The organism is Streptomyces decoyicus (genome assembly GCF_019880305.1).
GTDB classification, from domain to species: Bacteria; Actinomycetota; Actinomycetes; order Streptomycetales; family Streptomycetaceae; genus Streptomyces; species Streptomyces decoyicus.
Genome location: NZ_CP082301.1, coordinates 7,503,252 through 7,517,261 on the forward strand (window position 1 = coordinate 7,503,252; position 14,010 = coordinate 7,517,261).

The window sequence follows — 14,010 nt, forward strand, 5'->3', positions numbered from 1 at the left end:
CTCAGGCGCCGGAAAACCAGCGGGGGTTGAGCGCGCCGCGACCCGCCCGCCGCATTCTGCGCCGGCAGGTCCCAGGCCGCCCGCCGCCGTGCAGCGGCGGCCGGCGACGCGGTGAGGAAGGACTTCCCATGAAGGCACTCGTGTTGGCCGGCGGGCTGGGCAGCCGGCTGCGCCCGTTCAGCCATTCCATGCCCAAGCAGCTGATCCCGATCGCCAACCGCCCGGTGCTCGTCCATGTGATGGAAGGCCTGCGCGCCCTCGGGGTCACCCGGGTCGGAGTGATCGTCGGGGACCGCGGCCAGGAGATCGCGGCCGCGCTCGGCGACGGCACCGGCCTCGGCGTCGAGCTCACCTACATCCGGCAGCACGCACCGCTCGGCCTCGCGCACTGCATCACCATCGCTCAGGACTTCCTCGGCGACGACGACTTCGTGATGTATCTGGGCGACAACATGCTCACCGACGGGGTGGCCGACATCGCCCGGCAGTTCCGGGAGGACCGGCCCGCCGCCCAGGTGGTGGTGCACAAGGTGCCCGACCCCAGGGCGTTCGGGGTCGCCGAGATCGACGAGAACGGCCGGGTGGTGCGGCTCGCGGAGAAGCCCGCCGAGCCGCGCAGCGACCTCGCGATGACCGGCGTCTACTTCTTCACCCCGGCCGTGCACGAAGCGGTCGCCGCGATCGAGCCGAGCGCCCGCGGCGAACTGGAGATCACCGACGCGCTCCAGTGGATGGTGTCCCACGGTGCGGAGGTACGGGCACGGATCTACTCCGGCTTCTGGAAGGACACCGGCAAGGTCGAGGACGTCCTGGACTGCAACCGCGAACTCCTCGACCGGCTCGCGCCGTCCGTGCGCGGCGACGTGGACGGGGCGAGCGAGGTGTCCGGCCCGGTCGTGATCGAGGAGGGCGCCCGGGTCATCCGCTCCCGCATCACCGGCCCGGTCATCATCGGCGCCGGCACCGTGGTGGAGGACAGCCACATCGGCCCGCACACCTCCATCGGCCGGGACTGTGTGCTGACCGCGGCGGAGGTGGAGTACTCCATCATGCTGGACGGGGCGACGGTCCGGCGCGTCGGCGGGGTCCGCGGCTCGGTCATCGGCCGGGACGCGACGGTCTCGTCGGCCGTCCGCACCCGCTGCTCCCGCCTCGTCGTCGGCGACCACTCCAGCGTCGAGGTCGCCGCCTGAGCGCGAGGCGGCGAGCAGGCACAGCAGCGTGCCCGGCGGGCTCCGGTCCACCCCGGTCCACCGCCGGCCGGCCCGGCGCCGGCCGGCGGTCCCGTCGTCCTGCCCACCTTCTGCCGCCGGCCGGTCCCGCTGTCCTGCGCCCCTCGACCCGCCCGTGCCCCCCGCGCCCGGCGGCCCCTCGGCAGGGCCCGCGGCGGCTTGAGCGGCCCTCCATCCCCGCTCCACCCCACCGCCCGACCGTGACCGCTCCGAGCCGCCGACCGAGGGCGGCGTGAGTCAGGGACGGAGGGACCATGGCCGAGCAGCGTTTCCAGCTCTACGACACCACCCTGCGCGACGGAACGCAGCAGGAGGGCATGGTGCTCACGGTCGAGGACAAACTCGCCGTCGCGCGCCATCTGGACGCCTTCGGCGTCGGGTTCATCGAGGGGGGATGGCCGGGAGCGGTCCCCAAGGACACCGAGTTCTTCCGCCGCGCGGAACAGGAACTGGACCTGCGCACCGCGCAGCTGGCCGCGTTCGGCGCCACCCGCAGGCCCGGCGCGATGGTGTCCAACGACCCGCAGGTGCGTGCGCTGGTCTCCGCCGGCACACCGGTGGTGACCATCGTCGCCAAGAGCCATCCGCGCCATGTCGAACTGGCCCTGCGCACCACCCTCGCCGAGAACCTCGCCATGATCGGCAGTACCGTGCGCTTCCTCGTGCACGCCGGCCGGCGGGTCTTCGTCGACGCCGAGCACTACTTCGACGGCTACCGCCTCAACCGCGAATACGCCCTGGAGGTGGTGCGGATCGCCGCCGACGCGGGCGCGGAGGCGGTGGTGCTGTGCGACACCAACGGCGGGGGACTGCCGGACCGGATCGGCGCGGTGGTCGACGACACCCGTACCGCGACCGGCGTCCGCCTCGGCATCCACTGCCACAACGACTCCGGCTGCGCGGTCGCCAACACCCTCGCGGCCGTCGACGCCGGCGCCGACCACGTCCAGGGCACCGCCCACGGGTACGGCGAACGCTGCGGCAACGCCGACCTCTTCACCGTCACGGCCAATCTGCTGCTCCAGCGCGGCCTGGAGGTGGTCTCGCTCGAACAGCTGCGGGAGATGAGCCTGTCCGCCCGGTCCGTCGCCGAACTGACCGGCATTCCGGTGCGTGCCGCCGCCCCGTACGTCGGTGCCGGCGCCTTCACCCACAAGGCAGGCCTGCACGCCTCCGCACTGCGCGTCGACCCCGGCCTCTACCAGCACATCGACCCGGCGCTGGTCGGCAACGCGATGCACACCCTCGTCTCCGACATGGGAGGCCGCTCCTCCGTGGAGCTCAAGGCCCGCGAACTGGGCTACGACGTCGAGGCCGGCTCCGAGCCGGTCGCCCGCGCCGCCGCCCGCATCAAGGACCTGGAGAGCCGCGGCTACAGCTTCGAGTCCGCGGACGCCTCGTTCGAACTGCTGCTGCGCGAGGAGCTCCAGGGGGCCGTCGCCGGATCGCTGGAGTGTCCCTTCGACGTCGAGACCTGGCGGGTCGGCGTCGACCGGCAGCCGGGTGGCGGCACCCGCACCCAGGCCTCCGTACGGCTGCGGGTCGACGGGGTACCGCTGAGCGCCGCCGGCGAGGGCAACGGGCCGGTCAACGCCCTGGACCGCGCGCTGCACACCGCACTCGACCCGTTCTTCCCCGAGCTCACCGCGCTGGCGGTCGTCGACTACCAGGTGCGGGTGCTGCCCGGCAGCGGCGGCAGCGGCGCGGCCGCCCGGGTGCTGATCACCTTCAGCGACGGGCAGCGCCGCTGGGGCACCGTCGGCGTGGACGAGAACACCGTCGCCGCGTCCTGGCGGGCCCTGCTCGACGCGGTCCGCTATGTGCTGATCTCCGGTGCGCGCACCGGAGAGGACCGCTACCGGGCGCTGCCGACCGCCGCCGTTGCCGACTGAACCCGCCGGCGCGCCGCCGGGCACCCGGCCGCGCCGGCCGCGAACCACACTCCAGGAGTGGCTGTGCGAGTGGACGACATCTTCATCCGGGGGACCGCGACCAGGCTGCCCTCCTCTTTAGCGATCGCCGACGCCGTCGCCGACGGAAGCTGCCCGCCCCAGGTGGCGCGGGCGACCGGCATGCTGTCGGTGGCCCACTCGCCGGACGAGTCGGCCGCCGAGATGGGCGCGGCGGCCGCCCGCGCGGCTCTCGCCAGGGCCGCGTCCGCCCCGGGCGACGTCGCGCTGATCCTGCACGCCGACACCTACCACCAGGGCCAGGACCTGTGGCCGGTCGCCTCCTACATCCAGCGGGAGGCGGTCGGCAACACCTGCCCGGCCATCGAGATCCGGCAGATGTCCAACGGCGGGATGGCCGCCCTCGACCTCGCCACCGCCTACCTGACCGCCGCCGCAGGCCGCCGGGACGCCCTGCTCAGCGCCGCCGACCGGTTCTGCGCGCCCGGCATCGACCGCTGGCGCACCGACCCAGGAACCCCCTACGCCGACGGGGCCAGCGCCCTGGTGCTCTCCCGGCAGGGCGGCTTCGCCCGGCTGCGGTCGCTGGCGCTGCTCGCCGACCCCGAACTGGAGCCGATGCACCGCGGCGACGAACCCTTCGGCCCGGCCCCGTTCAGCCACCGCACCCCGGTCGATTTCGAGGAGGCCAAGCGCGCCTTCGTCGGCCGGGTCGGTATGTCCTTCGCCATCAGCCGCGCCAACACCGGCCAGCGCACCGTCGTCAAACAGGCCCTGGCGGACGCGGACCTGGAGCTGGCCGAGGCGGAGTGGGTGGTGCTGCCGCACTTCGGCCGCCGCCGGCTGGAGGCCATCTACTACCGGCCGTACGGCATCGACCCCGCCCGCACCACCTGGGAGTGGAGCCGCACCGTCGGCCACCTCGGCGCCGGTGACCAGTTCGCAGGCCTGGACCACCTCGTGACCTCGGGGCGGGCCGTGCCGGGCGACCGGGTCGTGCTCATCGGCGTCGGCGCGGGCTACAGCTGGGGCGCCGCCGTGGTGGAGATCTGCGACCGCCCCGCCTGGGCGCAGGGCTGAGGCCCGCCCGCCGCCGGTCCGGACCCCGTCCGACCCGCACTCCAGCTCTGCTCAAGCACCCCCTGCCAGTCTGATGCCGCCGCCTGCGCGGCGCGTAACGAAGGGAAGGTCCGCCGTGGCGCCGACCGTTACCACCACCGGCACAACCCATGTCACCGAGCACACCGTCACGGTCGCCGCCCCGCCCGGCACCGTCTACGCCCTGGTCGCCGATGTCACCGCCTGGCCGCAGGTCTTCGGGCCGACCGTGCATGCCGAGGTGCTGGAGGAGGCCCGGGGCGAACAGCTGCTGCACATCTGGGCGTTCGCCAACGGCGAGGTACGCAACTGGACGTCGCGCCGCACCCTCGACCCCGCCACCCACACCATCACCTTCCGCCAGGTCGTCTCCGCCGCGCCCGTGGCGTCGATGGGCGGGACCTGGCGGATACAGCCCGATGACGACGGCGGCTGCCGGGTGGTGCTGCTGCACGACTACCGGGCCGTCGGCGACGATCCGGCCGCCGTCGCCCTCATCGAGCAGGCGGTCGACCGCAACAGCCGCGCCGAACTGGAGGCGCTGAAGAACGCCGCCGAACTCGCCGGCCGGCGCCACGAGACCACCTTCACCTTCAGCGACTCGGTGGAGATCGACGGTGCCGCCGCCGATGTCTACGCCTTCCTCGACCGCGCCGACCGCTGGCCCGAGCGGCTGCCGCACGTGGCACGGCTGGAGCTGACCGAGGACGAACCGGGCCTCCAGCACCTGGACATGGACACCCGCAGTCCGGACGGCTCCACCCACAACACCACCTCCGTGCGGGTCTGCTTCCCCGACCGCGCGGAGATCGTCTACAAGCAGCTTCGGGTGCCCGTCGCGATGGCCGGCCACACCGGCCGCTGGGAAATCACGCCACGCGGGCCGCACGGCACGGGTGTGGTCGCCACCTCCTGGCACACTGTCACCCTCGATCCCGAGGGGGTGCGCCAGACGCTCGGGGCCGAGGCGACGCTCGAAGAGGCCCGCACCCTGGTGCGCAGGGCACTGGGGACCAACAGCTCGACCACGTTGCGCCATGCCAAGCAGTTCGCGGAGGAAGCACATGCCCGGACGTGACCTCAACGGGCCCGTCACCGTCATCAACCGGTTCCGCGTCAAGGGCGACACCGGTAAGTTCGAGCGGGAGTTCCACGAGCACTCCCAATTCCTGCGCAGACAACAGGGGTTCGACTTCCTGGTGACGGTGCGGCTCGTCGAACAGCCCCATGTCTACGTGCACTTGGGACACTGGCGCAGTCTGCGGAACTTCCTGGACGTCGTCCACGACGACACCTTCCTGGACCGGGTGCGCCGCCTCGGCGCGCTCGTCGAGACCGAGGCCGACCAGGCCGTCAGCCTGGGCCGGCTGCTGCACCACGACGCCGCCGTCGGTGACGCCGATGTCGTGCTCACCCACGCCCGGGTCCGCGGCTCGGGCGCGGAGTTCGAGCACCGCTTCGGCGCGCTGACGGACCGCTGGTCCCGGCTCGGCGGGTTCGGCGGCAGCGACCTGCTGCGCTCCACCCTCAGCCCCATGACCTACCTCGGGCTGTCGTGGTGGCGCAACGGCGACGCCTGCGTCTCCGCGCTGCACGACCCGCAGGCCGAGGACCGGCTGCGGGAGGTCTCCGAGATCGCCGACGTCACCACCGAACGGACCGTGCACATGGCCTACCAGCGCGTCATCCGCTGACGCCGGCGCGCACGCGCACCCCAGGAGCCGAGGACCCACCGGTCCTCGGCTCCGGCCGTTTCCGCCCGCGTCCGGACCGTATAGCGATCTTTGCGGCCGGACACGAGTTCCCTTCGAGCGCCCCGGCGCATCCTGCGGGCATGGCCAACGACATACGGTTCACCGTGGTCCGGGGGAGACCGGACGAGGCCGAACTGGCCGCCGTCACCACCGTGTTGCTCGCCGTGCTGCGGGCCGGCGAAGCGGCCGGCCCCGGAGCCGGCGAGCCGCTGCCGCCCCGCGCCGGATGGGGCCGCGCACACGGCCCGCGCCGCTCACCCGTCGGCTGGTCCACGCCATGACCCCGCGGCCGCCGCGCGCACCGCACCACCGGCAGCCGCACACCGCCGGACGGGCCGCGCCCGGCGACCGCAACGCACCGCCGCAGGGGCCGACCGGGCCCGTACACCACGACATGTGAGGGGGAGGCGTTGAACGGCAACCACAACTTCACCCAACTCGTCCGCTCCAGGGCCGCCCAGACGCCCGACCGGGAAGCGCTGATCGTGCTGCCCGAATACGAGGGGCGGGCACAGCCCGAAGTGGTGACCTACCGGGCGCTGGACGAGGGCGCCCGGCGGCTGGCCGGCTGGCTCCAGGACCGGGGGGCCGCCGGCGAACGCGTGCTGATCGTGCACAGCGACCGCAGGCTGTTCGCCATCAGCTTCCTGGCCTGCCTCTACGCCGGCGCCCTCGCCGTCCCGGTGCCGCCGCCCGACGGCCGCGGCAACCTGGAAGCCCGCCTCGCCGGCATCGTCAAGGACGCCGCGCCCCTCCTCGCCCTGGCGGACGGGGCCGGTGCACCGGACGTCTCCCGGCTGCTCGCCCGGCACGGCCACGGCCATATCCCCTGCCTCGCCGCCGAGGTCGTCCCCGCCTCCCGGGCCTGGCAGGAACCGGACCTGCCCGGCGACACGGTCGCCTTCCTCCAGTACACCTCCGGCTCCACCCGCGAACCCCGCGGAGTGGTGGTCACCCACGACAACCTCCTCGCCAACCAGCGGGCGATCAGCCGGGTGCTGCACACCCTGCCCGGCGCCCGCCTCGGCGGCTGGCTGCCCTTCCACCACGACATGGGCCTGATCGGCCAGTTGCTGCATCCGCTGTGGCTCGGCGGCAGCAGCGTGCTGCTCTCACCCGAGGCGTTCGTCCGGCGCCCGGTGCGCTGGCTGGAGGCGATCGGGCAGCACCACGTCACGGTCAGCGGCGCCCCGGACTTCGCCTACGACCTGTGCGTACGGCGCGTCACCGACGAGCAGCTCGCCACCCTGGACCTGTCCGGATGGGAGACCGCCGTCAGCGGCGGCGAGCCGGTGCGCCCGGCCACGCTCCGCGCGTTCGCCGCACGGTTCGCCCCGGCCGGCCTGCGCCCCGAGGTCCTCACCCCCTGCTACGGCCTCGCCGAGGCGACCCTGCTGGCGTCCGGCGCACCGGCCGGGACCGAGCGCCGCGAACTGACCGCCGACGCCGCCGCCCTGGAAACCCATGAGCTGCGGGCCCCCGCCGAGGGTGCACCACGGCGCCTGCTCACCGACTGCGGGGAGCCCGCCGACGGCGAACTGCTGATCGTCGACCCGGCCACCCGCAAGCCGCTCCCCGACGGACGGATCGGCGAGATCTGGCTGAGCGGCGACAGCATCGCGCGCGGTTACTGGCGCCGCCCCGCCGAGACCGCCGCGGCCTTCAACGGCACCACCGCGGCCGGCCGCGGCGGCTATCTGCGCACCGGCGACCTCGGCACCCGCGAGGACGGCCGGCTCTATGTGACCGGCCGCCTCAAGGACATGATCGTGGTGGCCGGCCGCAACCTCTATCCGCAGGACCTGGAGACCACCGTCCAGCGCCTCAGCGCCCTCTTCGGCGCCGTCACCGCCTTCGTGGTCCCCGGCGAGCCCGAACGCGTCGTCGTCGTGCAGGAGTTGCGGGCCGGCAGCCGCTACGACATCGACCTCGCCGCCCTCACCTCCTCGATCGGTGCGGCCCTCACGGAGGAGTACGACGTACGGGCCGGCGCGGTGCTGCTCGTACGGCCCGGTACGGTCCGCCGCACCACCAGCGGCAAGGTCGAACGCGCCGCGATGCGACGGCAGTTCCTCCAGGGCGAACTACGGCCGCTGCACCAGCAGATCGAGCCCGAGGTCCAGCAGCTGCTGCCGGTCGGGAGCGTGCGATGAGCGGCCCGGCGCAGGACCGCATCGACCGCCTGGAGTCCGCGTTCGGCCCGCTGGACGACCCCCGAAACCCCTGCGGACAGGACGCCCTGCTCGCCGCCGACGCCGCCGGCGAGTCCCTGGCCGCGGCCGAAGCGGTGCTGGACTCCTACGCCTTCGACGCCGAGTTCGTGCCCGAGCGCCACGGCGGCCGGCTGGCGCGGATGGACGTCCTGGGCCGGGTGCTGCGCCCGGTCTTCCGCCGCGACGCCTCCCTGGGCTTCGGCTACGGACTGAACTGCTTCTTCGCGGCCGTCCCGGTGTGGACCGGAGGCCAGGACGACCAGTGCGCGCTGGCCGCCCGGCTGCTGCTCGACGGCCGGCGGATCGCGGTCGCCCGCCACGAGGTCGCCCACGGCAACGCCTTCGTCCGCGAGGAGTTCGCGGCCGCGCCCGTCGAGGAAGGGTTCCTGCTCAACGGCAGCAAATCGGTCATCGCCAACGCCGCGCGCTCCGCGGGCCTGGTGGTGTTCGCGCGCACCGGCGAGACCAGGGGCCGCACCCACTCCGTGCTGCTGCTCGACCGCGACCGGCTCCCCGCAGGCCGGGTACGCAACCTGGGCCGCCGCGCCACCAACGGCATGCGCAGCACCGACTTCAGCGGCCTGAGCATCACCGACTGCGTCGTCCCGCGCGAGTCCCTGGTCGGCTCCCTCGGCGACGGCTACGAGCTGAGCCTGCGCTCCTCCCTCGTCATCCGGGGGCTGATCCCGTCCATCGTGCTGTCCGGCGCGGACACCGCGCTGCGCACCGTCGCCCGGTTCGCCACCCGGCGCCGCGCCGACGGCCGCTCCTCGCTCGACGTACGGCATGTGCGGGACGTGCTGACCGGCGCGTTCCTGGACCTTCTGCTCAGCGACTGCCTGGCCGCCGTCGCCACCCGCGCGCTGCATCTGCTGCCCCGTCAGATGAGCGCCTACGCCGCCGCCGCGGCCTACCAGGCCCCCAAGCTGCTCGCCGAGTCCATGGACGAGATGTCGGCGGTGCTGGGCAAGGCGACCTTCGCCGAGGCCGGCGCGTACGCCATGTTCCAGAAGCAGCTGCGGGATCTGCCGGTCACCTCGCTCGGCCACGCCGGCAGCGCAGGGCGCCAGGTCAGCCTGCTGCCACAGCTGCCGTACTTCGCCCGCAACGCCTGGTTCGCCGACCCCGAGGCACCGGCCGCGCTGTTCCGCATCCACGACGGGCTGCCGCCGCTGGACCTGTCGGAGCCCGCGCTGCTCGGCGACGGCGATCCGCTCGCCGCGACCCTGGTGGCCTGCACCGACGAATTGGAGGGCGACACGGCCGCGTCCCCCGGCGGCACGCTGCGGTTCCTCGCCCGCGCCTGCACCGCCGAACTCGCCGATCTGCGCGAGGCGTTCACCGATATCGCCCCCGACGACCGCAAGGCGCTGGCCAGCCCGCACGCGTTCGGGCTGGCCGACCGCTACTCCCTCGTTCTGACCGCGGCCGCCTGCCTGGGGGTGTGGCGGGAGCAGCGCGCCGGCTCCGACGCCTTCCTCGCCGACCCGTCCTGGGCGACCGCCGCGCTCTACCGCCTGGGCCGCCGCCTGGGCCTGCCGCTGCCCGACCGCCCGGCCGCGGAGGAGGACCGGGTGCTGGCCGAGGTGCTGGCCAGACTCCACGGCCGCCGCAGCTACGACCTGTACGGATCCGCGCTGGCCTGACCACCCGCGCGCCCCGTCGCCGTACCGACGTACCCGACCTGCCCTGAGGAGCCCGCCATGCACAGCACGCCGCCGGCCACCCCGCCGAACGAACCGGACTACGAGGGCTGGCTCACCGCCCGCCTACGGCACTACCTGGGCAGGCCGGTCGCGGCCGACGTCGCCTTCGCGGAGTACGGACTGGACTCGGTGGCCGCGCTGAGCCTCTACGGCGACATCGAGGAGGAGTTCGGCCCGCTGATCGACCCGACCGACATCTGGGACTACCCCACCGTGCGGGAGCTCACCCGCTACCTCCAGCTCCGCGACATCCGGCCCTGCGGCGGCCGGCGGATCCGCGCCGCCTTCGTCTTCACCGGCCAGGGCTGCCAGCACCCGGGAATGACCGCCGGCCTCTACATGCACTCCACCGGCTACCGCGGCTACCTCGACGAGGCCGCCGACGTGCTGCGGCCCTACACCGGCCTGTCCGTCGTCGACCTGATCCTCAGCGGTGACCGCCGGATCCACCGGACCGCCTTCACCCAGCCCGCGCTGTTCGCCGTGCAGTACGCCCTCGCCCGCACCCTGGAGGAGGCCGGGGTGCGGCCGGTCGCGGTGCTCGGCCACGGCATCGGCGAGTACGCCGCGGCGACCGCCGCCGGGGCGCTGCCGCTCGCCGACGCCGCCAAACTCGTCGCCCTGCGCGGGGCGTTCATGCAGTACCTCCCGGCGTCGAACGGCGGCATGATGGCCACCTGCGCCGCGCCCTACGAGGCCACCGAGGCGATCGCCGGTGAGCCGGGCGTCGTCATCGGCGCGATCAACGCCGCCCGGGCGACCGTGCTCTCCGGGGAACTGGCGGGCCTCGAACGGGTCCGGGTCCGGCTGGAGGAGCGGGGTATCCGCTGCACCCTGCTGGAGGTGTCGCACTCCTTCCAGTCGCCGCTGATGGAGCCGATGCTGCCGCGTTTCGAGGCGGTGGCCCGCCGGCTGCCCGGCGGCGCCCCGCGGCTGCCCTACTACTCCACGGTGCACGGCAGGCTCACCACCCAGCCGCTCTACGCGCCGTACTGGAGCCGGCAGATCACCGCCCCGGTCCGGTTCGCCGACGCGGCACGGCAACTGCTCGACCAGGAAACCCCCAGCCATGTCGTGGAGATCGGCCCGAAGGTCGTGCTCACCCCGTTCGTACGGCGGATGGGCGGCTCGGCCGGCCCCGTCTGCCTCGGGGTGTGCCGGGGCCCGGAGAGCAACGCCGTCGATCTGGCCGGCGTGCTCTCCGCGCTGGACGCCGGCCCGCTGTCCGACCCACTGGTACGGGCCTGACATGGCGCCGGCGTCCCCCGCTGCCGGGCCCCCGCTCCGCCGCCCCCGGGCCGTCGCCGGCCCGCAGGGACCGTGGCACACCGTCCATGACGACCTGGCCGCCACCGGTGTGGTCCTCGTCTACGGGCGGCTGGCGCAGTGGCTGCCGCACATCCAGGACGTGGCCCTGGTGCGCCCCGTGCTCGGCCGCGACTGGCACCGCTACCAGACGCTGACCCACCCGCGGGCCAAGGAACGGTTCCTGGCCTCGCGGCTGCTGCTGCGCTACGCCGCGGCGCTGGCCATCGAGACCGCGCCGGACCTGGTGGACCTGGCCTACCAGCCCGGCGGCCGGCCGTTCGTCCGCGGCTGCGACCAGATCGACATCAGCCTCAGCCACACCGAGGAGGTGATGGTGGTGGGCATCACCAGCCGCGGGCGGGTGGGCGTCGACGTGGAACTGGCGGCGCGCCGGATGGCCGGCACCGGCTCGGAGGCGCAGGGCTGCACCCCCTTCGAGCGGCAGCGGCTGGATGCCGCGGACGACGGGGTCCGCAACGACACGCTGGTGCGGCTGTGGACGCTGAAGGAGGCGTACAGCAAGGCGCTGGGGCAGGGCCTGCGGTTCCGCTTCACCGAGTTCGGCTTCGCGCTGGACGGCACCTGGGCCCGGCTGGTCGGGCCGGACGGGCGGGACGCGGGGGCCGACGACTGGGCCTTTGCCACCTTCGCCGTCGACGACAAATACGTCGTCAGCGTCGCCGTGCAGGACGCGGGGTTCGGCGGCGGCACCGACCTGTCCGTCCAGACGGCGCTGGACGCCGGGCTGCTGGACGCGCTGCTGGACACGACCGGCTGACCCCGTGCCGGACGTGCGGCTACCGCCGGCCGTCCCCTACGGGATCCAGCCGGCCTCCTCCGCGATCCGGACCGCGTCGATCCGGTTGCGGGCGTTGAGCTTGGTGACGATCGCGGTGAGGTAGTTGCGGACGGTGCCCTGCGAGAGGAACAGACAGCCCGCGATCTCCGCGGCGTCCGCGCCCCGGGCGGCCAGCCGCAGCACTTCCAGTTCGCGGGGCGAGAGCGGGTTCTCGGGGGAGTCCCAGGCGGCCAGGGCCAGTTGCGGGTCGATGACGCGCCGCCCCGCCGCCACGCTCCGCACCGCCTGGGCGAGCTGGTCGGGCGGCGCGTCCTTGAGCAGGAAGCCCGTCACCTGGGAGGCCAGCGCGCGGCGCAGCGTCCCCGGCCGCCCGAGGCTGGTGAGGATCAGGGTGCGGCAGTCCGGGAGGCGCTGGTGCAGCTCCGCGGCGGCGGTCAGCCCGTCGATGCCGGGCAGGTCGATGTCGACGACGGCGACATCGGGCCGGCTGGCGAGCGCGGCTTCCACGATCTTGTCGCCGCGGTCCACGGAAGCGATCACCCGCAGATCCGGTTCCAGTTCCAGAAGGGCGATGAGCGCACCGCGGATCATGTGCACATCCTCGGCGAGCAGGATCTTGACGGCGAGCATGGCAGGTCTCCCCCGGCCGGCAGGTGCCCGGCGCGGAGCCGGGCAGGCATCGATCAGGCCGCGGGTCTCGCGGCCATCCGGTCTTGCGTGGTGCGCGCGGCGATCGGCCGCGTCGGCGCCTCGGCCACCATCCGGAAGCACCCGTCGCGCGTCCGTTCCGCCTCCAGCCGGCCGCCGACCGCGCCGAGCCGGGCCTTGAGATTGCCGATGCCGCTGCCGCTGTGGGGGGAGAGCGCGGGCAGATCGTCGGGCACCCCGTCGTTGGTCAGGGTCAGCGTCACTCTCTCGTCCTCCGTGACGGCGCTGATGCGGCAGGTCTCGACCTTGCTGTGGCGGAGAATGTTGGTGACACCCTCGCGCAGTGCGGTGGCGAGCACGGTGTCTATGACCGGATGCAGATGTCCGCAGGCGATCTCGACCTCCGCCTGCACGTCCGCCGAGGCCAGGATCGCCGCGGCGGAATCCGCCTCGGCGGCGAGCGACATGTCACGGTACCCGCTGGCCACCGTGCGCACATCCGACAGTGCCTGACGTGAAATGTCCAGCAGGGAGGCGACCTCGTCGCGCGCCTGCTCCGGCCGGCCGGGCACCAGCCGGTAGATCAGCTCGCTCTTGAGCGTGATCGCGGAGAGGCTGTAGCCCAGCAGGTCGTGCAGGTCCCGCGAGAAGCGCAGCCGCTCCTGCGAGACGGCCAGCCGGGCGAGTTCGGCGCGGGAGCGGTGCACCTCCTGGACGAGGTCGGTGAGCCGGGACAGCCCGTAGATCACCAGGCCCGTGAAGAGCGTCGACAGCACCAGATACGACGTCTCCAGCCAACTGAGCGACACCACCAGCTGGAAGGAGGCGGGCACGGCGACCGTCGCCGCGAACGGGATCCACGCCCGCGGAAACGGCACCAGCAGGAGAATCGATCCCGCAAGCGGGCCGGTCATGCTGACCCAGGTGCGGTGGAAGATCAGGACAGGTGCGTAGGTGAAAACCGCCTGGGTCAGCAGCATCAGCACCCGCGTCCGCGTCGTCCAGCGCTGGGCCCGTGACGAGGAGTGCAGGAACTGCAGGAAGAACACGGCCAGCACGATGGCCACCGACGCGGCCAAGGTCGGCATATTGGCGCTGTACTCAAGGGAGTTGAGCGACACCACGATCGACAGGCATAACAGCACCACGATGGTGATGGTCCGGGCGAGCCGCGGCGCGGGCAGGTCACGGTCGGGCAGCCGCGCGGGCCACCGCGAACGCTGATGTGACGGCTCCGCGTCGGCATCGGACGGAACGCCGGTGACACCCATATATGCCCCCCCGTGCCTTGGCTGCGCGGCTCTCGGACGTGACAGCATAGTATGGCCAAACCTAGGCCTGG

The 14,010-nt window shown here is 73.4% G+C and carries 12 protein-coding genes; 10 read left to right on the forward strand and 2 right to left on the reverse strand.

From position 1 onward, the window contains the following. Positions 1-128 precede the first annotated feature (128 nt). From K7C20_RS32680 to K7C20_RS32725, 10 genes are all read left to right on the forward strand, one after another. On the forward strand, positions 129-1,193 hold the full coding sequence (locus K7C20_RS32680; RefSeq protein WP_053209008.1) for a glucose-1-phosphate thymidylyltransferase: 1,065 nt from the start codon (positions 129-131) through the stop codon (positions 1,191-1,193). Positions 1,194-1,486: 293 nt separating this feature from the next. Further along, positions 1,487-3,124 carry a citramalate synthase gene (cimA, locus tag K7C20_RS32685; RefSeq protein WP_030082825.1) on the forward strand — a complete coding sequence of 546 codons (1,638 nt, stop codon included), beginning with the start codon at positions 1,487-1,489 and terminating at the stop codon, positions 3,122-3,124. A gap of 63 nt (positions 3,125-3,187) precedes the next feature. Further along, positions 3,188-4,222: a ketoacyl-ACP synthase III family protein gene (locus K7C20_RS32690; protein ID WP_053209009.1), complete on the forward strand. Its 1,035-nt coding sequence runs from the start codon at positions 3,188-3,190 to the stop codon at positions 4,220-4,222. A gap of 115 nt (positions 4,223-4,337) precedes the next feature. Further along, positions 4,338-5,318: an aromatase/cyclase gene (locus K7C20_RS32695; RefSeq protein ID WP_053209010.1), complete on the forward strand. Its 981-nt coding sequence runs from the start codon at positions 4,338-4,340 to the stop codon at positions 5,316-5,318. Beyond that, positions 5,305-5,934 carry an antibiotic biosynthesis monooxygenase family protein gene (locus tag K7C20_RS32700; RefSeq protein ID WP_048829596.1) on the forward strand — a complete coding sequence of 210 codons (630 nt, stop codon included), beginning with the start codon at positions 5,305-5,307 and terminating at the stop codon, positions 5,932-5,934. Before K7C20_RS32695 ends, K7C20_RS32700 begins: the two co-directional genes overlap by 14 nt. Positions 5,935-6,074: 140 nt before the next feature. Further along, entirely contained in the window at positions 6,075-6,275 is a 201-nt protein-coding gene (locus tag K7C20_RS32705; protein WP_053209011.1) for an acyl-CoA carboxylase subunit epsilon, read from the forward strand. Positions 6,276-6,404: 129 nt separating this feature from the next. Continuing rightward, the gene (locus K7C20_RS32710) at positions 6,405-8,147 is read left to right on the forward strand and encodes a fatty acyl-AMP ligase (protein WP_053209012.1); all 1,743 of its coding nucleotides are present in this window, start codon (positions 6,405-6,407) and stop codon (positions 8,145-8,147) included. Beyond that, the gene (locus K7C20_RS32715) at positions 8,144-9,853 is read left to right on the forward strand and encodes an acyl-CoA dehydrogenase family protein (protein ID WP_048829599.1); all 1,710 of its coding nucleotides are present in this window, start codon (positions 8,144-8,146) and stop codon (positions 9,851-9,853) included. Before K7C20_RS32710 ends, K7C20_RS32715 begins: the two co-directional genes overlap by 4 nt. A 57-nt stretch (positions 9,854-9,910) precedes the next feature. Continuing rightward, positions 9,911-11,161: an acyltransferase domain-containing protein gene (locus K7C20_RS32720; RefSeq protein ID WP_053209013.1), complete on the forward strand. Its 1,251-nt coding sequence runs from the start codon at positions 9,911-9,913 to the stop codon at positions 11,159-11,161. Between the two features lies 1 nt (position 11,162). Further along, the gene (locus tag K7C20_RS32725; protein ID WP_030082844.1) at positions 11,163-11,999 is read left to right on the forward strand and encodes a 4'-phosphopantetheinyl transferase family protein; all 837 of its coding nucleotides are present in this window, start codon (positions 11,163-11,165) and stop codon (positions 11,997-11,999) included. Positions 12,000-12,035: 36 nt separating this feature from the next. On the opposite strand, the gene K7C20_RS32730 is transcribed toward K7C20_RS32725, so the two are convergent. Together K7C20_RS32730 and K7C20_RS32735 are read right to left on the reverse strand one after the other, a co-directional pair. Continuing rightward, on the reverse strand, positions 12,036-12,650 hold the full coding sequence (locus tag K7C20_RS32730) for a response regulator transcription factor (RefSeq protein ID WP_030082846.1): 615 nt from the start codon (positions 12,648-12,650) through the stop codon (positions 12,036-12,038). A 53-nt stretch (positions 12,651-12,703) separates the two neighbouring features. Beyond that, positions 12,704-13,939, reverse strand: coding sequence for a sensor histidine kinase (locus K7C20_RS32735; protein WP_078953088.1), 1,236 nt, complete (start codon positions 13,937-13,939; stop codon positions 12,704-12,706). Positions 13,940-14,010: the final 71 nt, after the last annotated feature.

Bases quoted from the DNA above. Each gene is read 5' to 3' on its own strand.
- K7C20_RS32680 (WP_053209008.1), top strand. From the start codon at position 129: ATGAAGGCACTCGTGTTGGCCGGCGGGCTGGGCAGCCGGCTGCGCCCG.
- K7C20_RS32730 (WP_030082846.1), bottom strand. From the start codon at position 12,650: ATGCTCGCCGTCAAGATCCTGCTCGCCGAGGATGTGCACATGATCCGC.
- K7C20_RS32735 (WP_078953088.1), bottom strand. From the start codon at position 13,939: ATGGGTGTCACCGGCGTTCCGTCCGATGCCGACGCGGAGCCGTCACAT.
- K7C20_RS32725 (WP_030082844.1), top strand. From the start codon at position 11,163: ATGGCGCCGGCGTCCCCCGCTGCCGGGCCCCCGCTCCGCCGCCCCCGG.
- K7C20_RS32720 (WP_053209013.1), top strand. From the start codon at position 9,911: ATGCACAGCACGCCGCCGGCCACCCCGCCGAACGAACCGGACTACGAG.
- K7C20_RS32705 (WP_053209011.1), top strand. From the start codon at position 6,075: ATGGCCAACGACATACGGTTCACCGTGGTCCGGGGGAGACCGGACGAG.
- K7C20_RS32700 (WP_048829596.1), top strand. From the start codon at position 5,305: ATGCCCGGACGTGACCTCAACGGGCCCGTCACCGTCATCAACCGGTTC.
- cimA (WP_030082825.1), top strand. From the start codon at position 1,487: ATGGCCGAGCAGCGTTTCCAGCTCTACGACACCACCCTGCGCGACGGA.
- K7C20_RS32715 (WP_048829599.1), top strand. From the start codon at position 8,144: ATGAGCGGCCCGGCGCAGGACCGCATCGACCGCCTGGAGTCCGCGTTC.